Source organism: Pseudomonadota bacterium, from assembly GCA_013285445.1.
GTDB lineage: Bacteria > Pseudomonadota > Gammaproteobacteria > Xanthomonadales > Wenzhouxiangellaceae > Wenzhouxiangella.
On sequence record CP053448.1, the window covers coordinates 2,832,610 to 2,857,548 of the forward strand.

At 64.7% G+C, this 24,939-nt stretch carries 25 protein-coding genes and 1 other RNA gene; 9 read left to right on the top strand and 17 right to left on the bottom strand.

The genetic code is table 11. The features are described from left to right. Positions 1-516: 516 nt before the first annotated feature. Both HND55_12675 and dusA read right to left on the bottom strand, forming a co-directional pair. Complete coding sequence (locus tag HND55_12675; GenBank protein ID QKK03439.1) at positions 517-1,434, bottom strand: amidinotransferase; 918 nt, start codon at positions 1,432-1,434, stop codon at positions 517-519. A 94-nt stretch (positions 1,435-1,528) separates the two neighbouring features. After that, on the bottom strand, positions 1,529-2,575 hold the full coding sequence (gene dusA, locus HND55_12680) for a tRNA dihydrouridine(20/20a) synthase DusA (GenBank protein ID QKK03440.1): 1,047 nt from the start codon (positions 2,573-2,575) through the stop codon (positions 1,529-1,531). Between the two features lie 217 nt (positions 2,576-2,792). Here dusA and HND55_12685 point away from each other — a divergent pair, with 217 nt between their 5' ends. Continuing rightward, a complete protein-coding gene (locus tag HND55_12685) occupies positions 2,793-3,821 on the top strand; it encodes a diguanylate cyclase (GenBank protein QKK03441.1) in 1,029 nt (342 codons plus the stop codon). Between the two features lie 8 nt (positions 3,822-3,829). Here the strand turns inward: HND55_12685 and HND55_12690 are convergent, their stop codons facing one another. From HND55_12690 to HND55_12725, 8 genes are all read right to left on the bottom strand, one after another. After that, positions 3,830-4,420, bottom strand: a complete 591-nt coding sequence (locus HND55_12690) for a hypothetical protein (protein QKK03442.1) — start codon at positions 4,418-4,420, stop codon at positions 3,830-3,832. Then, entirely contained in the window at positions 4,417-4,983 is a 567-nt protein-coding gene (locus HND55_12695) for a hypothetical protein (GenBank protein QKK03443.1), read from the bottom strand. Before HND55_12695 ends, HND55_12690 begins: the two co-directional genes overlap by 4 nt. A gap of 3 nt (positions 4,984-4,986) precedes the next feature. Then, complete coding sequence (gene rpiA / locus HND55_12700; GenBank protein QKK03444.1) at positions 4,987-5,658, bottom strand: ribose-5-phosphate isomerase RpiA; 672 nt, start codon at positions 5,656-5,658, stop codon at positions 4,987-4,989. Continuing rightward, positions 5,655-6,116 (bottom strand): EVE domain-containing protein, encoded by a 462-nt coding sequence (locus tag HND55_12705; protein ID QKK03445.1) that lies wholly within the window; start codon positions 6,114-6,116, stop codon positions 5,655-5,657. The genes rpiA and HND55_12705 overlap by 4 nt, the downstream gene beginning before the upstream one ends. Positions 6,117-6,195: 79 nt before the next feature. Next, complete coding sequence (locus HND55_12710) at positions 6,196-6,789, bottom strand: 5-formyltetrahydrofolate cyclo-ligase (GenBank protein ID QKK03446.1); 594 nt, start codon at positions 6,787-6,789, stop codon at positions 6,196-6,198. 77 nt (positions 6,790-6,866) lie between these two features. Next, positions 6,867-7,053, bottom strand: a non-coding RNA gene (gene ssrS, locus HND55_12715) — 6S RNA. A 13-nt stretch (positions 7,054-7,066) separates the two neighbouring features. Further along, positions 7,067-7,369 (bottom strand): cell division protein ZapA, encoded by a 303-nt coding sequence (locus HND55_12720; protein QKK03447.1) that lies wholly within the window; start codon positions 7,367-7,369, stop codon positions 7,067-7,069. A gap of 6 nt (positions 7,370-7,375) precedes the next feature. Further along, positions 7,376-7,573 carry a TIGR02449 family protein gene (locus HND55_12725; protein ID QKK04103.1) on the bottom strand — a complete coding sequence of 66 codons (198 nt, stop codon included), beginning with the start codon at positions 7,571-7,573 and terminating at the stop codon, positions 7,376-7,378. Between the two features lie 155 nt (positions 7,574-7,728). Here HND55_12725 and HND55_12730 point away from each other — a divergent pair, with 155 nt between their 5' ends. The 4 genes from HND55_12730 to HND55_12745 are packed head-to-tail and all read left to right on the top strand — an operon-like array spanning position 7,729 to position 11,649. Continuing rightward, a complete protein-coding gene (locus HND55_12730) occupies positions 7,729-8,259 on the top strand; it encodes a UPF0149 family protein (protein QKK03448.1) in 531 nt (176 codons plus the stop codon). Beyond that, a complete protein-coding gene (locus HND55_12735; GenBank protein QKK03449.1) occupies positions 8,256-9,557 on the top strand; it encodes a M24 family metallopeptidase in 1,302 nt (433 codons plus the stop codon). Before HND55_12730 ends, HND55_12735 begins: the two co-directional genes overlap by 4 nt. Continuing rightward, positions 9,554-10,762 (top strand): NAD(P)-binding protein, encoded by a 1,209-nt coding sequence (locus tag HND55_12740; protein ID QKK03450.1) that lies wholly within the window; start codon positions 9,554-9,556, stop codon positions 10,760-10,762. The genes HND55_12735 and HND55_12740 overlap by 4 nt, the downstream gene beginning before the upstream one ends. Further along, positions 10,759-11,649, top strand: a complete 891-nt coding sequence (locus HND55_12745; protein QKK03451.1) for a DMT family transporter — start codon at positions 10,759-10,761, stop codon at positions 11,647-11,649. Before HND55_12740 ends, HND55_12745 begins: the two co-directional genes overlap by 4 nt. A 12-nt stretch (positions 11,650-11,661) precedes the next feature. Here HND55_12745 and ung read toward each other — a convergent pair whose 3' ends face one another. Beyond that, the gene (gene ung / locus HND55_12750; protein ID QKK03452.1) at positions 11,662-12,348 is read right to left on the bottom strand and encodes a uracil-DNA glycosylase; all 687 of its coding nucleotides are present in this window, start codon (positions 12,346-12,348) and stop codon (positions 11,662-11,664) included. Between the two features lie 201 nt (positions 12,349-12,549). Between ung and HND55_12755 the strand changes: the two genes are divergently transcribed. After that, on the top strand, positions 12,550-13,578 hold the full coding sequence (locus tag HND55_12755; GenBank protein ID QKK03453.1) for an NAD(P)/FAD-dependent oxidoreductase: 1,029 nt from the start codon (positions 12,550-12,552) through the stop codon (positions 13,576-13,578). Between the two features lie 73 nt (positions 13,579-13,651). On the opposite strand, the gene HND55_12760 is transcribed toward HND55_12755, so the two are convergent. Both HND55_12760 and HND55_12765 read right to left on the bottom strand, forming a co-directional pair. Continuing rightward, positions 13,652-14,224, bottom strand: coding sequence for a YceI family protein (locus tag HND55_12760; GenBank protein ID QKK03454.1), 573 nt, complete (start codon positions 14,222-14,224; stop codon positions 13,652-13,654). Then, entirely contained in the window at positions 14,209-14,769 is a 561-nt protein-coding gene (locus tag HND55_12765) for a cytochrome b (protein QKK03455.1), read from the bottom strand. The genes HND55_12760 and HND55_12765 overlap by 16 nt, the downstream gene beginning before the upstream one ends. A 93-nt stretch (positions 14,770-14,862) precedes the next feature. Here HND55_12765 and HND55_12770 point away from each other — a divergent pair, with 93 nt between their 5' ends. Then, complete coding sequence (locus tag HND55_12770; GenBank protein ID QKK03456.1) at positions 14,863-15,591, top strand: YceI family protein; 729 nt, start codon at positions 14,863-14,865, stop codon at positions 15,589-15,591. On the opposite strand, the gene HND55_12775 is transcribed toward HND55_12770, so the two are convergent. Beyond that, positions 15,573-18,452, bottom strand: coding sequence for a peptidase (locus HND55_12775; protein QKK03457.1), 2,880 nt, complete (start codon positions 18,450-18,452; stop codon positions 15,573-15,575). The two genes, HND55_12770 and HND55_12775, sit on opposite strands and share 19 nt — an antisense overlap. A 151-nt stretch (positions 18,453-18,603) precedes the next feature. Between HND55_12775 and HND55_12780 the strand changes: the two genes are divergently transcribed. Then, positions 18,604-19,860, top strand: a complete 1,257-nt coding sequence (locus tag HND55_12780) for an aminotransferase class I/II-fold pyridoxal phosphate-dependent enzyme (protein ID QKK03458.1) — start codon at positions 18,604-18,606, stop codon at positions 19,858-19,860. Then, on the top strand, positions 19,857-21,899 hold the full coding sequence (locus HND55_12785) for a M3 family metallopeptidase (protein ID QKK03459.1): 2,043 nt from the start codon (positions 19,857-19,859) through the stop codon (positions 21,897-21,899). The genes HND55_12780 and HND55_12785 overlap by 4 nt, the downstream gene beginning before the upstream one ends. A gap of 51 nt (positions 21,900-21,950) precedes the next feature. Here the strand turns inward: HND55_12785 and HND55_12790 are convergent, their stop codons facing one another. The 3 genes from HND55_12790 to HND55_12800 all read right to left on the bottom strand — a co-directional run bounded on the left by HND55_12790 (position 21,951) and on the right by HND55_12800 (position 24,910). Next, on the bottom strand, positions 21,951-22,856 hold the full coding sequence (locus HND55_12790) for a GGDEF domain-containing protein (GenBank protein ID QKK03460.1): 906 nt from the start codon (positions 22,854-22,856) through the stop codon (positions 21,951-21,953). Positions 22,857-22,996: 140 nt separating this feature from the next. Further along, entirely contained in the window at positions 22,997-23,446 is a 450-nt protein-coding gene (locus tag HND55_12795) for a hypothetical protein (protein ID QKK03461.1), read from the bottom strand. 24 nt (positions 23,447-23,470) lie between these two features. After that, complete coding sequence (locus HND55_12800) at positions 23,471-24,910, bottom strand: dihydrolipoyl dehydrogenase (GenBank protein ID QKK03462.1); 1,440 nt, start codon at positions 24,908-24,910, stop codon at positions 23,471-23,473. Positions 24,911-24,939: the final 29 nt, after the last annotated feature.

The window sequence follows — 24,939 nt, forward strand, 5'->3', positions numbered from 1 at the left end:
GAGTGCCTCAGGGGCCAGATGCAAGGCGCGATTGCGCCGGCGTAGTGGGGCTACGTCAAGCAATCGCAACGCCGCAGATGGCCCCTGAGGCGCTCGCCCGACCGGGAGCGCCGTACAAGCCCGATCGCGGCGTTGACGCTCTTGCAAAGGGCACCACCCTTCCCGGCGAGCGCCGCCTTGCGCTCGGGCTTGTACGGTGCTCTATAAGTTACAAGATGAGTGACGGGGTACACTAGCAGCGCCCCCACTACCCGGGCCGAGGAAAAACACAGGAGAGTTCACCACCACGATTGCCAGCACCGATGAGATGGAAAGACAGGTCGGACCGCGACGGGCCAAACCCGAGGAACCTCTTGAAGCCAAGACTTCGCTATTCAGATAGGGACCCGTCGGCGAACACCATAGGGGCCAGGGATATCAGTCCCGACTACAGGCCGGATGTAAGAGTGCAATCGAACCTTCCTCTTCCAGATCAACGGCGTTTGCAAAATGGGCGGTGTCCATGTAAGAGGCTCCTTAATAGATCTCGGCAACGCAGCAGCGCAGGCTGCCACCAGCCTTTTCGATCTCGTCGAGCTCGACGCCGTGAATCTTGAAGTTCCAGCGCTCCAGCGCCCGGATCTTTTCCGGCGCAAGCGCATCCAGGGCCGTTTGACTCAGGAACAGATCACTGAAATTGACCGCAATGCAATTGCCGGCAAACGCCTCCTTTTCAGCCGCACTCAGCTCGAGAACGTGACCGGGGTAGGCATAGGCGATGGCTTCGGGCACAGCCGGGTCGACAAAGGCATCGGGACAGATCACCAGCGCCCGGGAAGCCAGTATCGCCATGACCACATTGGTGTGGTATTCGTCCGGATTGAGGTCAAACCGGAAGGTCAGGGCCAGATCGAACGCCTCATGCATGGCCAGACAGCCTGCTTCATCGACGCGCCGGGTGAGACCGCAATAACCAATCCGGTGCGACCGATCAAGCACCAGCGCTCCGGTCAGTTCGGCAACCAGGTCACGGTTGGACAGGTCGATCTCCTCGTAGCCCATCAGGTCGCGAAAAAACGCGCGAATGTCGGTACGCGCCGCTTCACGCTGCCGTTCCGGATAAAGCATGGCGCCGATGATCAGCCGGCCCGGCCGCGTGGCAAAGACGTTGTTGGGAAAGACGTCATCGGGGGTCTCAGCGAACCCGGGGAAGCGGATCAGCGGAACCCCGCAGGCGGAAATGCGCTCGCTGAGGCGGCGATGCTGGTCAAGCGCACGGGCCGGATCGACGTCGACACTGAGATCCATGTAGGTGTTGTCGCGCGCAGACTGCCGGCTGAGTCTGAAGTCGGTCGGTTCGACCAGAAACACCGCGCGCGGCACGGCCAGGCTGTCGTTGTTCAGCCAGCCAGCATCGATCTGCGCGCGAAACTCTGCGGCATCCTGAACAATCACAGGACTACTCCCGAAAACAAAAAAGGTTGCCAATGTTAGACCACTTGCGCGCCAGTTCAAATCCCCTTTTTCTGAGCGATCGACTGCAAACCGGTCATTCGGCCAGGGAACCGCTGAACGACTCGGCACGGGCGCGACTGCCTTCCCCGGGTTTGCGGGGGCCGGCGCCCCCGGACGGCTCCGGGCAGGCCGCATACAGCAGCTCGGGCCCGGCGTCGGCGCGATGCATGTTCTGGCTGAGCACCTGGCGCCAGCGGCGGGCACCGGGCTGGCCGCGAAACAGGCCGAGCATGTGACGGACGATCTGCTGCAGCCGACCGCCACCGGCCAGGTGGTCGCGGGCATAGCCAACCATCGCCGCCACGACCGCCCCGCGCGAGGGTGGTGCCGGCTGACCCAGCCGCGAAGACAGCTCGGCCAGAATCCAGGGATCCCGGTAGGCCGCACGCCCGAGCATGACGCCGTCGAAGCGCTGCATCATCGCCAGCGCCAGCTCGACGTCGCGAATACCGCCATTCAGGATGATCTCCAGATCCGGGAAGGCATGCGCCACGGCCGCCACGCGTTCGTAATCGAGCGGCGGAACCTCGCGATTCTGCTTCGGGCTGAGACCCTCCAGCCAGGCCTTGCGAGCATGCACGATCAGCGTCTGCAGCCCGCTTTCGACCAGCCGGCCGACGAAGTCGAGCAGGAACGCTTCGCTGTCGTACTGATCGACCCCGATGCGCGTCTTCACGGTCACCGGTTGGGCTACCACTGCCTGCATGGCCGAAACGCACTGCTCGACCAGCGCCGGCGTTTTCATCAGACAGGCACCGAAGCGCCCGCGTTGAACGCGGTCCGAGGGACAGCCGACGTTGAGGTTGATCTCGTCATAGCCATAGGCGGCAGCGATTGCGGCGCTGGCCGCCAGCGTGCGCGGATCGCTGCCGCCGAGCTGCAGCGCCAGTGGTCGCTCGGCCGGATCAAAGCCCAGCAGGCGCCGGCGATCGCCGTTTAGGACGGCATCAGCCGTGACCATCTCGGTATAGAGAAAGGCCGTCGGGGCCAGCAGGCGGTGGAAATAGCGGCAGTGGCGGTCCGTCCAGTCCATCATTGGCGCCACGCACAGCCGGTGGTCATACACGCTCATGGCGGCCATTCTAAAACACCCCGTCTGTCTCGATGTCCGTGCCGCAGGTTCGCATGACCCATCCGGCGGCAGTACCTGGACGGTTTGCCGGCATAGCCGGAAATCCTGAAGGCGCGCGCTGCTTGGTGCCCCCTGCAGGCAGTTGCCGGTTCAACTGCGCTATGGCATATTGCAGTGCAGAGGCGGTTGCCGTTGCCGCTTCTAGAAGCCAACCAGGGGGCGGCGCTTGAAACACATCCTCCACGAATCGACGAATCACCGCGACGAGAGCAGCTGGCCGTCCGGGCTCGGGCCCCGCAGCATCGAGCTGTCGGTAATGAACTACATCGGCGGAACCACGGCCGTGGTGGTTGCTGCCTTTTCAGTCTATCGGTTCGTCACTGGCGACTACAGTGGCGGCCTGACCAACGCCATTATCGTGCTTATGCTGGCATCGGCCCTGGTGCTGGGCCGCTTCCGGCGCTACGCCAGGTACGCGCTGATACTGTTCGGTATCGTCTCCACCGCCGCCTGCCTGATGAGCGCGCTGCTGGTCAGCACCAACGGGTTGCTCTGGTGCTACCTGGTGCTGTGGGTGAATTTTCTGCTTCTGCCCCGGTGGCTTGCCGTTACCCTCAATGCCGCCCTGATCGTCACCCTGGGTGTCCAGGTTGAGCTGTTCGAGTCGATGCTGCAGCAGGTCAGCTGGCTGGCAGTCGCCGTGCTGATCAGCGGTTTCGGGCTGGTCTTCACCGGCCAGCTTCGACGCCAGCGCCGCCAGCTGTCACAGCTGGCCACGCTCGATCCGCTCACAGGGGCCGGCAATCGCCGGCTGATGCAGCATCACCTCGAAGCCACGATTGCAGAGCATCGTCGCAATGACGGCGAAAGCACGCTGATGGTGCTCGACCTGGATCACTTCAAGAAGATCAACGACAACCATGGCCACGAGGCCGGCGACCGGGCTCTGGAACGCTTCGCGGCCAGTGTCTCGGCAGCGTTGCGCACGGAAGACGGTCTGTACCGGATGGGCGGCGAGGAATTCGTCGTGCTGCTGCGCGGCATGAACGCCCGGACGGCCAGCACCGCATTGCCCGACCTGCATCGACGTCTCAGCGGCACCGTCGAGGGCCCGGAGGGACCGCTTCGCTTTTCGGCCGGCGCTGCCGTGCTGAACCCGGAAGAAGGCTGGTCGAAATGGCTGGCGCGGGCTGATAACGCACTGTACCGGGCGAAAAAAGCCGGGCGCGACTGCGTCATAATCGACGACGGCTGACCCCGGCCTCAGTATTCGAGCCGATCGAACTCCTGGATATTGACCAGCAGGTCGTGGACCGCCCGCTCCAGCGCCTGCCGGTCCGGGGCCTCGGCGATAGCGCGAATGGCGTCGACGATGGCCACCCACCAATTCATGTGCATCACGCTGAGCTGGGCGGCGACTGCAACCAGGTCACGGGCCAGCGGCAAGACTTCACGCGCATCGCCTTTGAGGGCGACGAGGCTATCAAGATCCGGGCGCTTTCTCGCCAGGGCTTCGAGCAGCTCGCTGACCAGCGTGATGTCGCGCTCGAGCCGGCGAGCCGATACCGGCTCCTGGTAGGGCTCGAGGAAGGCAACATCGAGTCGCGACAGCAGGCTGCGAAACGAACCGCGAAGGCTCAGGCGCAGTTCGCGCTTGCGGTTGGCCTCGCGCACGTGCTGAACCAGGGTCAGCAACCCGACCAGGATAAACCCGTCAAGGCACAGGCCGATCAGCTCGGGCAGCAGCTGGTCGTGAAACGGACCGCTGGCCTCGACTGCGATCAGATAAAACCACAGCCCGGCAGCGGCAGCGCCGAACAGTACCATCGGCAACACCAGCAGGAAGCGGTTCACGACGACGGCTCATCCGAATCAGTGCGGGCAAACGCCTGAATGATGCGGGCAATGCGGTCAGCCTCTTCCGGGCTGAGGTTGATCGGGAGATTGGCGACGTACACGGTCACGTCATCACGAATGGGAACCGGAACAATGCTGGTCGGATTCTCGGTCGCCTGCAGCACGATGCGCTCGGCAGCATCCTGGGTCGGATCGGCCTTGCCGGGCTCCTGGGCCCGGCGCGGGGTGGCCCGTGCCCGCTCCTGGCCGACGCTGACAAACCCGTCCGGCTGCTCCAGCCAGGTCAGGAAATCGGTCAGCGCCATACGCAGACGCTGGGCATAGATATCCAGCGCCTCCGGCCGGATGCTCTCCCCTTCGAGCTTGTGAAAACGAGCGACCAGCGCGTCGACATCAACCTGCCGCAGATCACGGCGCTCGTCGGCCGTCAGACCGGCGGCCAGCTGATCGACAGCATTGAGTCGGGAGCGGGCAGCGGCCGGATTGATCAGGCCCTGCATGCCGGCCTGACGCAGAAACCGCCGCAGCCCGTCCAGGTCACAGGCGCTTTCAGGCCCCATCGTTCAGGCCCTGTCGTCGGCCACGCGGGTTTCCACGCCGGACTCGCGTGCAACCAGCACGACATCGGCCGGTCGGCGCGCGAACAGCCCGCAGGTGACCACGCCAGGCAACTGGTTGATCTCGCTTTCCACGCCAAGCGGGTCAACCAGATCAAGGCGGCGCACATCGAGGATCGGATTGCCGTTATCGCTCGTAAACCCCGCACGCAGATCCGGGCGCGCCCCCATAGCGACCAGCTTGCGGGCAACCAGGGCGCGCGCCATGGGAATCACTTCAACCGGCAGCGGAAACTCGCCCAGCACGTCGACACACTTGCTCTCATCGACGATGCAGACGAACTTCCGACTGGCCTCGGCAATGATCTTTTCACGGGTCAATGCCCCACCCCCACCCTTGATCAGCCGCCGATGCGGGTCGACTTCGTCAGCACCATCGACATACAGCGCCAGATCGCCAGCCTGGTTGAGGTCAATGACCGGCACTCCAATGGCCTGCAGACGTTGGGTCGTCGCCTCCGAAGACGATACCGCCCCTTCGAGGCGAATGCCGGAAGCAGCCAACCCATCGATGAACGCATTGACTGTCGAGCCGGTACCAACGCCGAGCAGCATGCCGTCTTCGACGTAGCACAGGGCCGCACGTGCCGCTTCACTCTTGAGTTTCTGTTGGTTCATGGCTTCTCCAGTTCGAGCATATAGTCCCAGTGGTGCCTCGCAACCGGCATGACCGAGAGGCGATTGCCGCGCCTGATCAGGGGCAGACCCTCGAGGGCGTCGGCGTGCTGTTTGATCTCGCGCAGCCCAATCACCCGCTTGAGGTGGCGCCTGTAGGCGACATCGATCAGAATCCACCTCGGATCGTCCGGATCGCTCCCGGGGTCGAAGTACTTTGATTCCGGGTCGAACTGGGTCGGATCGGGATACGGCCTGCTGGCCACCTCGGCGATCCCGACGACGCCAGGCTCCTTGCAGTTGGAGTGGTAAAACAACACCGGGTCACCCGGGGACATGTCGTCGCGCATGAAATTGCGCGCCTGGTAGTTGCGCACGCCGTCCCAGGGCTCGGTGCCGACCGCCTTCAGATCATCGATGCTGAATGCGTCGGGTTCGGATTTCATCAGCCAGCAATTCATCGTCTCCCCGAATGAGTGGTGCCTCGGCCAGATAGTAACCCGGCACGATTGTAGATCGCATTCCGACGGCCGAAGCGTTTTACGCGAACCACCGGAGTCCCTTGTCGGTGATGGCTGCGTGCAGCGGCACGTCCCAGCGCTGCGCTGGCAGGCTGTTGATCTCCTGCAGACTGTACGCGGCACCGACCAGCAGCGGGCCGGCCTCGGGATGTTCGATGCAGAATTCGAAGGCCCGATCATAGAACCCGGCACCCATTCCGAGCCGGGTTCCGGTAGCTGAAAAAGCCACCAGCGGCAGGAGCACCAGCTCCAGGCGATCGTTGGGGCAGATCTCGCCATCCAGCGGCTCAGGTATGCCGTAACGATTCGCGCGCATCACCACACCCGGATGCCAGCGCCGAAACTCCATGTCGGAGCCTTCGACGACCGGCAGGTAGATGCGCCGACCGGCATGATGCAGTGCAGACAGCGCCGGCATCAGGTCAGGCTCGCCGTTGGCCGGCACAAAGGCTGCCAGGTCCACCACATCCCGGTCTTCAAGCAGGCGCAGCAGATGGGCACAGATGCGGCGATCGAGCTGACGCCGCTGCGGCTCCTGCAGCCGACGTCTTTCGGCAATCAGACGCTGGCGCAGCCTGGCCTTGCGGTCAGCCGGATCTGTATTCTGGTCCATGGGTCGATGCATCGCTCGCCAGACAGCTATTCGAGCGGCCTTGCCGCCAGGCATGGCGACTCCAGAACAGGGAAGCGGCGCTCTCCGCCTGTGCCGCTGCAGGTCGGTGACCTTGAACCAGAGGTTCAGGTGGGTTGGCTCTTCCAGCCTTCAGGCGATTCGCGGTAAAGCGAATATGCACACCAGCCGAAAAGTCGCCATCCCGAGGTCAATACGTAGGGACAAGGCATATTACGTTCCTGCTGGCGAACACCGCAGAGAGCGCCTGCCTCCTAGTCTAGTCCCGCTGAAGAGCGCTATCAAGCTGATCGGCCAGATCGCGCACCCGCTGATCGACCCTTTCTCGCCGGTCGAGCAGCGACTGACGCAGCTTCAGCACCTCTTCGGCGAGATTCAGTGCCGCCATGACCGCGATCTTGTCGATCGAAGACACTTTGCCGGAATCGCGGATGCCGCGCATTTGCTGGTCGAGGAAGAGCGCGGATTCCATCAGTTCGCGTCGCTGCTCCGGGGTGCACATGACGCGATACTCACGGTCGAGGATACGGACCGTGACCGGTTCGGGTACTGCCTCATTCATCGCCTGCTATCCCGTGTTTTCGAGCGTCTTGAGGCGCTCGATCATCGCTTCGACCCGCGATCGGGCCTCCTCGTTGCGCTGAACCAGCGTCGCGCGTTCGGCGACCAGCGTCTCCTGGCGGGCACGCAGGGAATTGTTCTCCTGTTCGAGCTGATCGAGCCTTGCAATCAGTTCCCCGATGCGTTGTTGCACCCGATCCAGCATGTTGCTCGTTTGCTCCAGCGAATCCATGTTCCCTGATTCCCGTATTTACAAGGGTTTAATCATAGAACCTTATGTAGTGGTTGCACAACCGTCGTGCGGATCCCGTCTGTCAACCACAGTGATACACTGCGGGCTCGACTGTCAAGCCGCGAACGATGACCACGGAACAGGAATCCAAACTGGCCTGGCTGCTGGCGCTGGCCGCGGATCGCAATCCAGCCAGCGTGGCCGAGACGCACGCCGTCGTCACCGGCCTGCTGGCCGCCAGACCGCACCAGGACCGGCACGAACTGGCCGGCCACCTGGCGGCACTGCAGGTTGGCGACTGGACTTCTCATCGCATTCTCGACCAGCTCGGCCCGGCACTCGATCAGCTCAAGAGCGAACTCGCATCCAGCGAATTGACCTTCCAGCCGCTCCTGCCCACGGAAGATCGTCCGCTCGAAGAACGCACCCAGTGCCTGGCCCACTGGTGCGCCGGGTTTCTGACCGGTTTCGGTGCGGCCGGCGCAACCGTCGGCTCGGACGAGGGTGGCGATGCACTGCGCATGATCGAGCAGATCGCCCGCGCGGCCACCGACCCCGAATCCGACCAGGAAGCCGAAGAGGGCGCCTACACTGAACTGGTGGAATTCGTGCGAGTGGCCGTCTTGCTGCTGCGCGAGGAAAGCCTGACCCGGTCATGATCGGGCAGGATGAGTTCGCCAGGCGTCGTCGGCGTCTGATGCTGGAGACCGGCGATGGCAGCATCACGCTGCTGGCCGCTGCACCCGAACGGCGCCGCAACGGTGACAGCGCCTACCGCTACCGTCAGGACAGCGACTTTCACTACCTGACCGGACTGAACGAACCGGATGCCCTGCTGGTGCTGCGGCCGGGCCGCGAAGCGGGCGAACAGCTCCTGTTTGCGCGCGAACGCGATCCCGAGCGCGAGCGCTGGGACGGCCCGCGCCTGGGTCTCGAAGGCGCCCGCGACCAGCTGGGCATGGACGATGCCTTTCCGATTGACGATCTCGACGAGATCCTGCCCGGCTTGATGGAGGGCTGCAGCCGCATCTACCATCTGGTCGGGAAAGACGCCACCTTTGATCAGCGCATCATCAGCTGGCGCAATCGAACGCGCACCGTTCACAAGGGTGCGCGTGGACCCGTCGAGATCGTGTCGCTGGAGGTGCTGCTGCACGAGCAGCGCCTGATCAAGTCGCGCGACGAGATCCGCTGCATGCGCCGGGCCGCCGATATTTCCGCCCGCGCCCTCGAGCGCGCCATGCGATTCTGCCGGCCTGGCATGAACGAGTGCGAATTGATGGCCGAGCTGCTCCACGAGTACTGCCGAAACGGCTGCGAGCCGGCCTACCTGCCCATTGTCGCCGGCGGCCCCAACGCCTGCATCCTGCACTATATCGACAACCGCGCCCCCCTGCCCGACCATGGTCTGGTGCTGATCGATGCCGGCTGTGAATTCCAGGGCTACGCCGCCGATATTTCGCGCACCTTTCCGGTCAGCGGGCACTTCTCCGGAGCGCAGCGCGACCTCTACGATGTGGTCCTGGCCGCCCAATCCGCCGCCATCGACGAAGTCCGTCCGGGGCGACCGTACGACGCCTTTCACCAGGCCGCTGTGCGGGTCCTGACCGACGGCCTGATACAGCTTGGAATTCTGGAAGGCAGTCTTGAAACTCACCTCGAGCAGGAAACCTACCGTCGCTTCTACATGCACAAGACCGGGCACTGGCTTGGCCTGGACGTGCACGATGTGGGTGACTACCGCATCGAAGAGCAGCCGCGCCTGCTCGAGAAGAACATGGTGGTGACCGTCGAACCCGGACTCTACATCGATGACGGCGACGATATCCCGACCGCATTTCGATGCACCGGGATCCGCATCGAGGACGACATTCGCGTCAGCGCGCAGGCGCCCGAGGTCCTGACGCGCGCCATGACCCGCGAGCGCGTCGAAATCGAGCGATTGATGAGTTCGTGAACCGTTACGACTTCGTGATTGTGGGCGGCGGGCCGGCGGGTGCGTGCGCGGCGGCGCTGCTGGCGCACCGTGGTGTTTCCGTTGCCTTGATCGAGCGCCGGGCCCCGATGCCACCAGCCGGCGAGGCACTCGACCCGCGCGTAGTCGCCATCAGCCCGGGCAGCCGACGCATCCTTGCGGCCGCGCGAATATGGGACCACCTGTCGCGCGAACGCATCGCATCATTCAGCCGCATGGAGGTGCGCGCCGGTTCCGGGCAGATCGAGTTCCTGGCCAGCGAACATGGGCTCGATCAGCTCGGCTGGATCGTGGAGATACCGGCCCTTCAGCATGCAGCCTGGCAGGGCCTGCGGCAGGCCGGCGTCACGATCATTGAGCACCCGGCCGGGGTTGTCTCCCACGAATGGTGCGACGGTGGAATGCGTCTGACGCTGGGCGAGGCCACTGCCGGTCAACGAAGCGAGATTCGCTGCGAGATCCTCGTTGCTGCCGATGGCGCGCGCAGCCGGCTGCGACAGCTGGCCGGTATCGATACCGCTCAGTGGCACTACAACCAGCAGGCGCTGGTCTGCCATGTCACCACCGAACGCGCCAATCCGGGTCTGGCCTGGCAGCGCTTCGGCGCGGCAGGTCCGCTGGCCCTGCTGCCGCTGCCGGATGGTCGCTCATCGATCGTGTGGTCAGTTGACCACCGCCGCGCAGACCAGCTGCGCGCACTTGGCTCACGGAGTTTTGTGGCCGAACTCAACGCGGTCCAGGACAGTCCGATGGGCAACATCACCTCGGCCGGCCAGCGCCACGCGCTGCCGCTGGTGCGTCGTCAGGCCAGACGACTGGTCAGTGGCCGGCTGGTGTTGCTCGGCGACGCAGCGCGCAGCGTCCACCCGCTGGCCGGTCAGGGGCTGAACCTGGGGCTGGCCGATGCCGCGGCGCTGGCCGAGGTGTTCGACCACACCAACGCCACCAAGGCACCGTTCCCGGCGCTCGATCGCTATGAACGCTGGCGGCTGTCTGACGGCCGGCTGATGGGCGGCAGCCTGCACGCCATCAATGAGCTGACCGCCCGCAACGGCTACGGTCGACGACTGGCCGGACTGGGATTCTCGTTGACCAAACGGCTAAGGCCGCTGCACGATACGTTGGTGCAACGCGCCTGCGGCATCGGCACGGACGCCCCCAGAATTGCACGTCAGGACAGGCAATGAGCCGATCACCGCTGAAATCCGCGCTCTACGTGACCGCTGGTGCCGTATTGATCAGTTTTTCAGCGGTGTTCGTACGCCTGGCCGACGTCGCCCCGACGACGTCGGGTTTCTACCGCATGTTCTTTGGCGCCGTCGCCCTGGCGCTATTGCTGGCGCTGCGCCCGAACATGCGCCGGGGGCTGGGCGAGAACTGGACCGGCTCGCTTCTGATCGCCGTTTTCTTTGCCTTCGATATCTGGTTCTGGCACCAGTCGATCGCCTATATCGGTCCCGGTCTGGCCACCCTCCTGGCCAACTTCCAGGTCTTCATGCTCACCGCCATTGGCGTAGTCTGGCTGCGCGAGCGCCTGGGATGGCGCTTTGCCAGCGGACTGGGGCTGGCGATGCTGGGACTGTGGTTGCTGTTCGGTCGTGACTGGGGCCAGTTGTCCGGCGACTACCGGCTCGGCGTCATCTTCGGGCTGCTGACCGCGCTGGCCTACGGCCTGTACCTTCTCAGCCTGCGTGGCTTTCAGATTCGTCATCCCGGTGTCCGAGCCGAGGCGCGACTGACCCAGGTCACCGTGTGCTGCGGCATCATCCTGGCGGCGGTCAACATTGGCGAGGGACATGGATTTGCGATACCGGATACGGGGTCGCTGCTGTCGCTGATTGGCCTGGGCGTGTTCTGCCAGGTCATTGGCTGGCTGCTGATCACCCGCGGCATGCCGCTGCTGCCGGCCGGGATCGTCGGGCTGCTGCTGCTGATCCAGCCTTCGGCGTCCGTCGTATGGGACCTGCTCTGGTTCGGGCTGCAGCTCGACGCCCTGGACCTGGCCGGTATCATTCTCGCCCTGGTCGGCATCTATCTCGGCTTTCGCTCGGCCTCCCGTCGCAGGCTGGGCTGAACCGGACCGACGCTACAAGCGCCAGTCGACCGGCCCCACGCCACGGCTTTCCAGCCACTCGTTGGCCTTCGAGAAGTGGCGACAGCCGAAGAAACCGCGATGGGCCGAGAGCGGCGAAGGGTGTGGGGCCTTGAGAACCAGGTGCCGGCCGGTGTCAATGCCGGCGCCCTTGCGCTGGGCGTGGCTGCCCCAGAGCAGAAAGGCGACGTTGTCGCGCCGGGTGTTGACGGCATTGACCACGGCATCGGTAAACAACTCCCAACCCTTGCCCTGGTGGGCACCGGGATTGCCTCGCTCGACGGTCAGGACGGCATTGATCAACAACACCCCGCGCTCGGACCAGGCCTGAAGACAACCATGCCCGGGCGGCGGGTAGCCGAGATCGGACTCGATTTCCCTGAAGATATTGGCCAGTGAGGGCGGCGGAGGAACGCCCCGGCGCACGGAAAAGCAAAGCCCGTGCGCCTGGCCGGGGCCATGGTAGGGATCCTGACCCAGGATCACCGCCTTGACCCGCGACAGCGGCGTGGAATCGAGCGCGTTGAAAATCTGTCGCCCCGGCGGATAGATCGTCGCCCCGGCCCGGCTTCGTTCGAGCAGAAAAGCGCGCAGGCGCTGCATGTAGTCGCGATCGAATTCGGCGCCCAGGACTTCGAGCCATTCCGGGTGGAGTTGGATATCGCGTTGCTGCTCGGGCATTGGTTGGGCGGTTTACGGTTTACGGTTTACGGTTTACGGTTTACGGGTTCCGGGTTCCGGGTTCCGGGTTCCGGGTTCCGGGTTCCGGGTTCCGGGCGGCAGCATATCGCAATCCGGGAACCGGGAACCGGAAAGCTTACCCACCGCGGTTATCATAGGATCCCGAATCCAGAATCCACCGCCACACATCCGGAGCCAACCATGACAATCCAGACCGATGCGGTCATCGTCGGCGCCGGCCCGGTCGGCCTGTTCCAGGTGTTCGAGCTCGGCCTGCTGGGCCTGAAGGCCGAGTTGGTCGACTCCCTGCCGCAGGTCGGCGGCCAGTGCGCCGAGCTCTATCCGGAAAAACCGATCTACGACATTCCCGGCTGGCCGGTGATCGGCGCACAGCAGTTGATCGACAAGCTGATGCAGCAGATCGAGCCCTTCCACGCCGGCATCCATCTGGGCCAGCGCGTTGAAAAATTCGAAAAACGAGAGGACGGGCGCTTTACCGTAGTGACCTCGAAGAGCACGGAATTCGACGCCGGCGCGGTCATCATCGCCGCCGGACTGGGCGCGTTTCTGCCACGCAAGCTCCGGGCCCGCGGCATCGATGAAGTCACCAGCGGCCAGGTTCACTACCGGGTCACCGAGCGCGAGCGGTTTCGCGGCAAGCGCCTGCTGATTCTCGGCGGCGGTGATTCGGCGCTGGACTGGACGATGGACCTGGCCGGGATCGCCGATTCGGTGGAGCTGATCCACCGGCGCAAGGAGTACCGGGGTGCGGCGGCCTCCGCCGAGAAGGTGCGCGCGCTGGCCGCCGAAGGCAGGGTGCGCGAGCGTCAGGGCATTATCACGCGGGTCAACAGCGAAAACGGCCGGTTTGTCAGCTTCGACCTGATGGACCTCGAGCGCAACGAGTTCACCGTCGCCGGCGACGAGGTGCTGGTGTTCTGGGGCCTGGCACCCGATCTGGGCCCGATCGCCGACTGGGGGCTGGCGCTGGAAAAAAAGCACCTGCCGGTCGACACCGAGCGGTTCCAGACCTCGATCGAGGGGGTGTTCGCCATCGGCGACGTCAACACCTACCCGGGCAAGAAGAAGCTCATCCTGTCGGGCTTCCACGAGGCCGCACTGGCCGCTTTCGGAGCGCAAAAATACATCTACCCGGAAGCCCGTCAGTTCGTGCAGTACACCACAACCTCGCCGATCATGCACAAGCGGCTTGGCGTGGCCAAAGAGTAGGCCGGGGATCCGGTCAGCAGGTCGGAGTCGCATCCCCGACGAACCCGCTTCGAACAGGCCTCGAGGCGACCGGTCAGTCGGTCGGGGTCGCATCCCCGACGAACTGCAGCTCGAAAGCCAGATCGACACGGTTGCCGATGAAGTCGGTGTCCTCGAAGTCCTCGTCGCCGGTACCCACATTCCAGTCCAGGCGCAGGACCTCGGCGCTGCCGGAGAGGATCGGTGGCGCGCCGTCGGACAGGCTCAAACGCACCGCCTGGTCAGCCGTGATGCCGCGAAGCGTCAGCGTGCCGTCGGCGACGAAACCCTCGGTCCCGGCTCTGATCGTGTCGCTTTCCCAGATGGCCTCCGGGTATTTCTCGACATGGAAAAAGTTCTCGCCGTGCAGCTCATTGTCACGCTGGCGGTTACCGGTGTCGGCCGATGCGGTCTTGACCACGACTCTGATCTCCGCGGCCGTCAGGTCAGGGCCGCTCATGCAAAGCGACACCTCGAACTCGCCGAATTCGCCGGTAAAGGCATGGCCCTCGACCACGCCGGTGAACTCGATTCGGCCGCTGTCCTGGTCGGCACGAAAGCAATCGGCCAGGGCCGGGCCCGGCAGCATCAGCAGGGTGAGCCCCGCGACCATCAGTTTCTTCGCCATGTCGGCAGCATCCTTGTCATTACATCGTCCTTGAGCCAGAAGTGATGTCTCAGCGCGGCCAGCGTGTGGCCGATGGCCACCACCGCCAGCGTCGTCGTCAGCCACTCGTGGATCTCGTGGAACAGATCCTCCAGCGCCTCGCTGGTGGGCGCAATGCCGGGAAAATCCACCGGCCCCCACCAGTAGTCGCCGTAACCGGCCGCCGAGGAATAGGCCCAGCCCGACAGGGGCACCGCGATAATCAAGCCATAGAGCATCCAGTGACCGGCGCGGGCCGCCAACGATTCCCAGCGCGGCATGCCGGCCGGCAGCGGCGGCGGTCGATTGAACATCCGCCAGAGCAAGCGAAGCACGGCCAGTATCAAAACGCTCATCCCGATGGTCTTGTGCTGCGTGACCAGCTCGAGCCGGGCCCGAATGCCGTCGACCCCGTCAATGCGCCAGGCCCAAGCATACTGGACAATGAGCAGCGCCACGATCAGCCAGTGAAACGTCTGGCTGATCACGCCATATGCGCTCTTGGTGTTGCGAAACGGCACCGGCATTGTGTTCTCCTGGCCCCGGGGGGCAGACTATAGTATGGCCATGAAGCCGCCGTCATTTTCTCGCAGACAGGCTTATTTGTTCACCCGGCAGCAATGCGCACTGCTGCCGGGTTAATAGTGCTGGCGACCAGCGTGCTGCTGCTGACAGGCTGTCAGACGCTGCCCTCGCCCGTGGAGCCGGCCGCGCAGACCCGGCCGGCCGGGCACGGTCGACCTGCGCTGCCTGCAGGACGCGAGTTCGTGGTTGATAGCCGACACTCCGAGATCCGTGTCGTCGTCTACCCGGATGGACCCATGGCCCGCCTGGGCCATCCGCATGTCATTGGCGGTCACGTCGTCGACGGCCGAGTGGTGCTGGCAGAGCCCTTCGAGTCTTCGGCGCTGGAGCTGTCGATTGACGTCCGCGCCATGGAGCTGGATCGGCCGGACTGGCGACTGGCCGAGGGCTTCGATCCGGACATCGACCCGGATGCCATAGAAGCAACGCGCCGCAACCTGATCGCGCGAGAACAGCTCGATGCCGCCAGCCATCCGTTCATCCGGGTTCGCGCCCTGGCATTGAGCGGCCCGAAATGGCAGCCTGACATCAGGCTGCAGGTCACCATCAAGGAAACGGCGCGCGAACTGACCGTGCCGGTGGCACTGCACATCAGCGATCAGGCACTCAGCGCGACCGGGCGCATCATCATTCGGCAAAGCGACTTCGACATCGAACCATTCAGTGCTGCGGGTGGTGCGCTGCGCGTGGCTGATCCGGTCATGATCCGCTTTCACGTTGTGGCTCGACCGACAGCCAACGGCAATCAGAGCTTCAGGGGTTGACGGGCGCCCAGCCCGGGGCCGTAGATCAGACTGTTCTCGAGCACACGCATGGCGCCCAGCTGCACCGCTCGAAACGCCGGTGGATGGGCAAACAGAATGACCTGCCCGTCGCCGACCGGCTCCCGCACAACCAGTGCTGCGCTGGCGATTCGTTCACGGGCTTCGGGCCACAGCAGACCGCCAGCGCGAACCCTGAGCTCCTGTCCCGCTGGCACCGGTGCCCAGCCAATCCGGCGCGACTGCCTGTCGATATCCGAGTAGACGCCAATGCGCAGCGGCGCTTCGACCGGTGGCTTGCTCATCAGCACCGGCGAGTCGGAGAACAGCCCGGTGAGGTACCCGCCAGTCCCGGCGACAAGCCAGTGTTCGGCGTCAGCGCGGGCAGCCACCAATGCCCCGGAGGGCATGAACTGTTTCTGCCATTCATCCCGTCGCTTGCGTTCTTCGGGTGCGGGCCAGTCGGCCTCGATCGATTGCCAGGGATGGTCGGCGTTGCCGTCTGCGGCGTGACCCCAGATATCGGCCGGCAGAGCACTCCTGGCCGCCAGCCACTCGCGGTGGAGTGCGTCCTGGTAGCCCGAGAGATCGTCTGCGACCACCTGCGACAACCTGCGCACCGACACCATGGGTTCCTCGCCGGCACTCAGCGCACGTACCGCACTGCCGGCAGCCACCAGGGTGCCGCCCGACTTGACCCATTCGGCCAGTTCGTCCGGCAGTCCTTCGGGCAGCGCATCGCCCCAGCGGTCGGGCAGGTAGATGACGTTGTAGCGACGCAGGTCGGCCCGGCCAGCACGATTTTCGTCGAGATGGCTGTGGCGAATGCCGACGCGATGATCGAGCAGGTACCAGACCGCTCCGAAATCCAGCATGTTGGTGCTGCCACGGCCCATCAGGGCGATTCTCGGCTGCTCGAGCAGCTGCCAGTAGCCGCCCCCGAGATCGGCCTTCTCACCCGGCGCCCGGCCATGGCCGACGGCCTGCACGGCCAGACCGAGTTCGCCTGCCGCCGCGGAGACCGTGTCCTGCCAGTGCTCCGCCTGGCGATTATCGTCTCGCGTGATCGCAATCGACCCGATCGGCAAGGCAAAACCGTCGAGCTCGGATTCGCGCGTATTGGCGCGCACGTGAATGCCGCGCTCCATCAGTCGGGCGGCCAGGGCCACGCTACGGTCGTCGTGGCCGGATGCAACCAGTGCAATGGCGTCCTCGCGCGTCTCGGCCAAGCCGGTTTCGCGAGCCGGATCGATGCGCTCGAGCCTGCGTGCCAGATGCTCGGGCACGCTGTAGGCCTCCAGGTCGAATACCATCGGGATGTTCCACCCGGTGGTGTCGTAGAGCGTGCTGCGGCCGTGCTTGAGGATGCTCTCGCGCTCGGCTTTCAGGGCCGATTCGCTGATGTGCGGATCGAACTCGAACAGGGCCGCGACCAGACGCGCCTCAGGCTGGCGATTGCGAATGACGATGCTGCCGGCCGGCAGCGTCAATTCGCGCTGCTCGCGGCCCAGACGATCGGTGGCGCGCGCCACGCGGACCGCTTCGGTCAGGCGATGGGTTTCGATCTCCTGGATTGCGAGCAACGCCAGCAGGTCGTTCATCCGCCCCTGATTGTCGCTCGGCAGGAAAACGAAGCTGCGGTTGCCATAGGGCGCGCCGGGGTCGACCAGCGAGGCCTTGTCCTCGGCGAATGCAACCAGCATGTCGCGACGATGCTCAAGCAGGGTCTGGAGGTTGGCCAGGGTCGAGAGCACCTGGTGGTGCACCGACTGGCGGTAGCTGAGCAAGTGCGTCGGCCGCTGCACGCCGTCGTCCGCGACGCGCGCCTGCTCGTAGAGAATGCCGTGGGCGCCGCGCAGCGCCGCCCAGGCGTCGGAGTAGCCCGGGAACCAGTTCTCGTTCCACTCGCCCGAGTAGTAGGGGTAGCCGAATTCATCGAAAGCCGCGGCCTGATCCTCGGCGAACCGGTTGCCCATATCGCTGCCCTGGTGCGGCAGATGCGGGTTGTAGGGCGCGCGCGGCGGCGAAAACAGGTAGGTGTCCTGCGAGCCCATTTCGTGGATGTCGACGAACAACAGCGGCTTGAAGTCGATGATATGTGGAATGCGGCCGCGCGTTTCGGGCTGGCGGGCATAAAGCCAGTCGCGGTTGAGGTCGAACAGGTAATGGTTGCCGCGCCCGTAGGGCCAGTAGCCGGTGTGCACCAGTGACTGGTCGTCCACGCTCGGCTGCCCGCCGCGAGTCTGTGTCACGCCATTGACGAAACGCTCGCGCCCGTCGGGATTCATGTTCGGGTCGATGACGACGACCAGATCCTCGAGCATCGAGCGTGTGGACTCGGAGCGATCGGCGGCCAGGTGGTAGAGGACCGCAAGCGAAGCGTCCGAACCCGAGCTTTCGTTACCGTGAATGGAGTAGCCAAACCAGCCCACGGCCGGCAGTTCGTCGATCAGACGCTCGCGCTCGGCCGGATCCGAGTCGCGCGGGTCGGCCAGCACCGCCATGCCGGCCTGGATCTCGTCGATGCGCGCGATGTTGTCCGGCGAGGAGACGACCAGGTAGACCAGCGTCCGCCCTTCGAAGGTCTGGCCGTATTCAACCAGTTCGACCCGAACCGAGGCTTCAGCCACCCGTCGTGCATATTCGAGAATCTGCGCCGAGGTCGCCACCCGCTTTCCCACCGGGAAACCCAAAACGGAGCGCGGCAGCGGAATATCCGGATCGTGTTCAGCCGCTCCCGGAAACAGTGAATGCGGATACTCCAGCCCGGCCAGCGGCGAAGGCACGGGAGCGGGATAAGGCGTCTGGCTCTGGGCCAGCGCCAGCGGCGTCAGGCAGACGGCCAGCAGGAGCGCTCTTGTCATCGGGAGATTCCTCGGTGCGTAATGACATTTCAGACCGCAAAGATTAACGCATCCGCACCGACGCGTTACTTTCTGCCCTGAATCCTGAAAACAGGACAGACCCTCCACCCCCGGACACCATCCCACATTCCGGCAAGCGGCCTGAAACGGTATGATTGTCTCCATGAAACCGTCATTCCAGACCGCCGGTCGGCTCGAGGCGGTGCGCTACGAGATTCGCGGCGCGCTGGCACGGCGTGCGCGTGAGCTCGAGCAGCAGGGCAATGACATCCTGCACCTGAATATCGGTAACCCCGGCGCGTTCGGCTTCCGCACGCCCGAGACCATGCGCCGCGCGGTGATCCGCAACCTGCCCTTCTCCGAGGGTTACGGTCCGCAGGCCGGCATCTTCCCGGCCCGTGAGGCGGTGGCCATGCAGTTCCAGTCGCGCGGGCTGACCGACACCCGCTACGACCAGGTTGTGGTCGGCAACGGCGTGTCCGAACTGGTCGATCTGACCCTGCGCTCGCTGCTCGAGCCCAACGACGAGGTGCTGGTGCCGGCACCGGACTATCCGCTCTGGACCGCCGCCGTCGTTCTCAACGGCGGCAAGGCGGTCCATTACCAGTGCCGGGAAGCGGACGGTTTCCTCCCCGATGTCGCAAGAATCAGGGAACAGATCACGCCGAAGACGCGTGCGATCGTGGTGATCAACCCCAACAACCCCACCGGCGCGGTTTATCCGGAGAAGACCCTGCAGGCCCTGGCCGATCTGGCCACGCGCCACGACCTGATCATCTTCTCCGACGAGATCTACGACAGCATTTGCTACGAGGACGCGCGCTTCGTGCCGATGGCGCCGCTCGCGCCGGAGACCCTGTGCGTGAGCTTCGGCGGCCTGTCGAAGGTTTACCGCGCCTGCGGCTGGCGCGTGGGATGGGCGGTGTTTACCGGCGCACTTGAGCGGGCCGAGGCCTATATGCTCGCGGTCGAAAAACTGGCCGCGCTCAGGCTTTCGGCCAACGTGCCGGGGCAGTGGGCGGTGCAGACAGCGCTTGGTGGCTATCAGTCCATCGCCGATCTGGTCGGACGGGACGGCCGCCTGTTTGAATCGCGCCAGGCCGTTATCGGGGCGTGCGAGAAAAGCCGCTTCCTCGAGCTGGTCAAACCGATGGGTGCGATGTATGCCTTCCCCTCAGTACGCACAGAAGCCTTCGGCGACTTCGACGACCACCGATTCGCCGCCGAACTGCTCGAACACAAGCATATTCTGATCGTGCCCGGCTCGAGCTTCAATATCCCCGAACGCAATCATTTCCGGATCACCCTGCTGCCCGAGGCCGAACAGCTCACCGAGGCTTTCGAACGCATCGAGGATCTGCTCGAGGAACTCGCCGACGAGCCGCAGCGCATCCGGGCCGTTCGGTGAACGATACCGAAACCGATGCCAATCCACTGCTGAAAAACGGACTGCCGGCCTTTTCCCGTATCCGCCCGGAACAGGCGCTGCCGGCTCTCGAACAGCGGCTGGACGAATACCGCAGGGCCATCGCGCAGGTCGAGTCACCGGGGGACCCGGTCGACTACGCCGGCGTGGTCGAAACCGAGTCGCGGGCCGACAACGCGTTGGCCAACACCTGGTCGACCGTTTCGCACCTGCACTCAGTCAACAGCACACCGGAGTGGCGCGCCGCCTACCAGTCCTGCCTGGAACCGCTCACTCGCTTTCATACCGAACGCGGCCAGAACCGCAAACTGTGGGCGGCCTACAACGCACTGTCTCAGCGACCGGACTTCGCCGAGCAGGACGCCGCCCTGAGAGCAACCATCGAACACGAGCTGGCAGACTTCCACCTCAGCGGCGTCGATCTGCCCGAGACCGAACGCAGGCGCTTCGGCGAAGTCAGCCTGCGCCTGTCCGAACTTGGCAACCGCTTCGGCAACCAGGTGCTCGACGCCACCGAAGCCTGGAGCGAGCATTTCACCGGCGCCGGGCAACTCGCCGGCCTGCCCGCATCGGAGCTCGAACTGCTCGCTGGCATGGCGCGGGCCGCCGGCAAGCCCGGCTGGCTGGCCGATCTGTCCTGGCCGGCATACCGTGCCATCATCACCTATGCCGACGATCGAGGTCTGCGTGAACGCTACTACCGCGCCCATTCCGGCCGGGCTTCCGACGCCGGCCCGAACGCCGGGCAATTCGACAACGGCCCGGTCATCCGCGAAATGCTGGCCCTGCGGCATGAGCAGGCGAACCTGCTGGGCTTCAAACACTATGCAGGCATGCGCCTGACCCGGCGAATGGCCACCAGCGCACGGCAGGTCGAAGCCTTTCTTCTTGAACTGTCCGAACGCGCGCGGCCGAGCGCGCAGGCACAGCTCGACGAGCTGAACCGGTTCGCCGCCGGTCTGGGCGCGCCTGCACCGCTTGAAGCCTGGGATATCGCCTACTACAGCGAAAAGCTGCGGCATCGGCAGCTGGGCATCAATCAGGACATGCTCCGGCCATGGTTCGAGCTCGGTCGGGTCCTCGACGGCCTGTTCGGCATCGCCGCCGGGCTGTTCGGGCTTCGCTTCAGGGCTGATCCGTCCATCGAGACCTGGCACCCGGACGTGCGCTACTACCACGTCATCGGCGCCAACGGCACCACCATTGCCGGTCTGTATCTCGACCCCTACAGCCGTCAGCGCAAGTCCGGCGGCGCCTGGATGGATGTGTGTCGATCGCGCATGCGCATGGCCGGTCAGCTGCAGCGACCGGTCGCTTTCCTGACCTGCAATTTCGCGCCACCCGCCGCAGGCCGCCCCAGTCTGCTCACGCATGACGATGTCGTCACGCTGTTTCACGAATTCGGCCATTGCCTGCACCACGTGCTGACCCGTATCGACATTCCGGCCGTGGCCGGAATCAGCGGTGTCGAATGGGACGCGGTCGAAATGCCGAGCCAGCTCATGGAAGGCTGGAGCTGGGAACCGGCGTCTTTGCAGCGCTTCGCGCATCACGTCGACAGCGGCCAGCCACTGCCGCACGAGCTGCTTTCCGGCCTGCTCGCCGACCGCCGGTTCCACGGCGCGCTGACGCTGCTGCGCCAGATCGAGTTTGCGCTGGTTGACCTGAGCTTGCACACGCAGCCCTGCGAGGATCCGCTGGCCGTCATGCGCTCTGTTCACGACCGGATCGCGGTGCTGCCCATGCCCGACGACAATCGCTACCTGATGAGCTTCACCCACCTGTTCGACGGCGGCTATGCCGCTGGCTACTACAGCTATCTGTGGGCCGAGCTGCTGGCTCGCGACGCCTTTGGGCTGTTTCGGCGGAACGGCCTGTTCAGCGCCGAAACAGGTCGGCGGCTGAGCCGGGAAATCCTCGGCGTTGGATCGAGTCGACCGATGCGGGATTCCTGGCGCGCCTTCCGCGGCCGTCAGGCCCGTATCGATCCGCTGCTCGACGCCTACGGCATTGCCACCTGACCCGCCGGCCCGACGTCCCTGACCGGGTGCCCGGCTGCCGGGCAGCAGGTGCTACTCCGGGCCGCAGACCCGGTTGCGACCGGAGCTCTTGGCGCGATAGAGCTGTTCGTCGGCCGCCTTGAGCAGCTGGCCGACCGCCGACATCTGCGCCTGCCATTGGGCGACTCCTGCCGACAGGGTGATGGTGGTTGGTGTTCCGCCGATGTCGAACGGTTCCTCTTCCACCGTCCGACGCACCGACTCGGCGAGCTGCACGGCCTGGTCCCGCCCGGTATCCGGCAGGATCAGGATGAACTCCTCCCCGCCGATGCGCGCCATCGTGTCGCTGGCCCGCACACGGCTTTCCGCCAGCCGGGCGATGGTTCGCAGCACGCCATCACCGGTGAGGTGGCCGTGCTCGTCATTGATCCGTTTGAACAGGTCAATATCGAGAATCGCCAGCGAGAGCTCATGGGCCGGGTCACGCTTCACGCGAGCAATTTCGGTGTCGAGTACCGCCATGGCATGCCGACGGTTGTAGAGACCGGTCAACGCGTCACGGATCGTGCTCTCATGCAGTTCCGAGTGATAGCCCGCCTCGATATTGGACTCATCGATAAACTTCAGCACCGTTTGGCTGATTCTCACCAGATCACCGTCGCGCAGGGGCGCGCGCTCGATGCGCTCGTCGTTGAGATAGGTGTGGTTGGTCGAACCCAGGTCCTCGACCCAGAAACGGCCATCGTCGCGCACGATGCGGCAATGTCGACGGGAGATACTGCGGTCGGATATCTGAAAATCTGCCGTGATGTCACGACCGATGACCAGGGACTCGCTGTCCGGCACCAGGCGCGAACCCAGCCGTGCACCGCGGATGACCACCAGGCAGGCGTCATGCGTCTCGGCGTCCGGCCGATTCCTGGAGCATGCAATCGTCCGGTCTTCGGCGTCAGTATCCCTGTCGGTCCCGTCTTTCAAGCGACTGATTCCCGCGTCGGTTACGCCGGAACGGGCTTCAGCCGCACCGGCTAACATCACAGTTTAGCGGCTCTTGAACGTCCGTGTTGAAAACCGGCGCCCGGCGAGGCCCGTTCGCCCGCACCCCCGGCGACCATCAATCAGAACCGAAACAGCTCATAGTTGCCGCGGGCCCGCTCGATCAGTGCGGCCTCGTCTTCGTGCTCGTTCCACTGCTCCAGCCCGTCCATTTCGTCGGAACGGTGGAACAACAGCAGGTGCCCATGAGTGATCTTGAAGCGCGTCGGGTCGATCGCCACCGCGCGGCCCAATGCAAGGTTGTAGGGGCAGTGATCGGGAAACAGCGGTTCGTAGCGACGCGGGTCAGCCTTGAAGGCAGCCCGCTCTTCGGCGTTACGAAAATAATACCTGCGCTGGTTGTAGGTTGCCACGAACTCCGCCGATCCACGCAATGCCTCACCCTCGGTGAAGTAAGCCACGGGGCTGTACCCATCGATGGCCAGCGGATATTGATCGTCATCCTCGGCGACAGCCTGAACCGCCGTCAGCAGCATGATGAGCACCAGCAAGTAAAAAGAATTCGACGGCATGCGCTTGTTCTCCTCGGCAGGTGCTCAGTCGCCCGGACCACACTCCAGGCAGCGGTCTTCAATGGCCGGGCCGATTCTGAGCTTGTGGTTGAGATCCCGGAGCGCGGAGCGCAGCCCCTCTTCAATCACCGGGTGGTAGAAGGGCATGTCAAGCATATCGCTGACTCGCAGCCGCTGCTGGGCCGACCAGGCGAGCAGGTGGCCGATATGCTCAGCGGCCGGCCCGAACATTTCCGCCCCCATGAAACGCCCTGTGCCGTGCTCCCCGTAGACCCGCAGCAGGCCACGGTTCCGGCCCATCACGCGGCTGCGGCCCTGATCAGCAAAATCCACCGAGCCCACCTCGAAGCAGCCGCGGCAATGCTCGGCGGTCTGCTGGATGGTGCGACCGGCCGTGGCGATCTGCGGATCAGTGAACACGACCGCCAGCGGCGTACGCCGATGACCGACGCGGACGTCAGGATAGCGGCCGGCGTTGGTTCCGGCAATACGCCCCTCGTCAGCGGCTTCGTGCAGCAGCGGCAGGTCACTGTTGGCGTCGCCGGCGATGAAAATGTGCGAATCCCCGCAGCGCATGGTGAAGCGATCAAAGCCCGGCATGCCGCGCTCGTCCAGCTCCAGCGAGGTCTTATCGAGCGCCAGCTCATCGACGTTCGGGCGGCGGCCGGTGGCGGCCAGCAGGTACTCAAAGCATTCGGTGCGCGGCTTTCCGTTAACGGTGAAGGTAATCTCGACACCGTCGTTCGTCTCGCCGACAGCATCGACCTGTGCATCCGGATCGAGCGGGAACTCCTCGTTGAAGGTCTCCAGCGCGATGCGCCGGATCTCGTCGTCCTGGATCGGCCCGACCGCGCCGCCAACGCCGAACATGCGAACGCGAACGCCCAGCCTGGACAGCGCCTGACCGAGCTCCAGACCGATGACTCCAGGGCCGAACACCGCCACCGATTCCGGCAGGTCCGGCCACTCGAAGACGTCGTCACTGGTGACCAGCCTCTCGCCGGCCTGCTCCAAAAACCCCGGGATATGGGTGCGCGAGCCGGTGGCGATGACGATACGACCGGCGCGCACGCGCGTATGGTCACCGACAATCAGCGTTTCGTCGTCCTCGAAGCGTGCCAGGCCTTCAATGCGCTGCCCGGCCGGAATCCTGTCGACCGAGTCAAGCACGAAACCGACGAAACGGTCGCGCTCGACCCGAACCCGATCGAGCACGGCCTTGCCGTCCACCTCGACCTGCCCCACGCGGATACCGAAGCGATCGGCGTGCGCTGCCTCGAAGGCGGCTTCGGCGGCAACGATCAAAAGCTTGCTGGGCATACAGCCGACTCGCGCACAGGTGGTGCCGTAGGGGCCGCCCTCGATCAGCACCACATCCTCGCTGTATTTGGACGCCTGCCGCCAGGCAACGAGTCCGGCGGTACCGGCGCCGATGACTGCCACGTCCACTTCTCGCTCGCGCATCAGGCTTCACCCGCAGTTTCGATCATGCG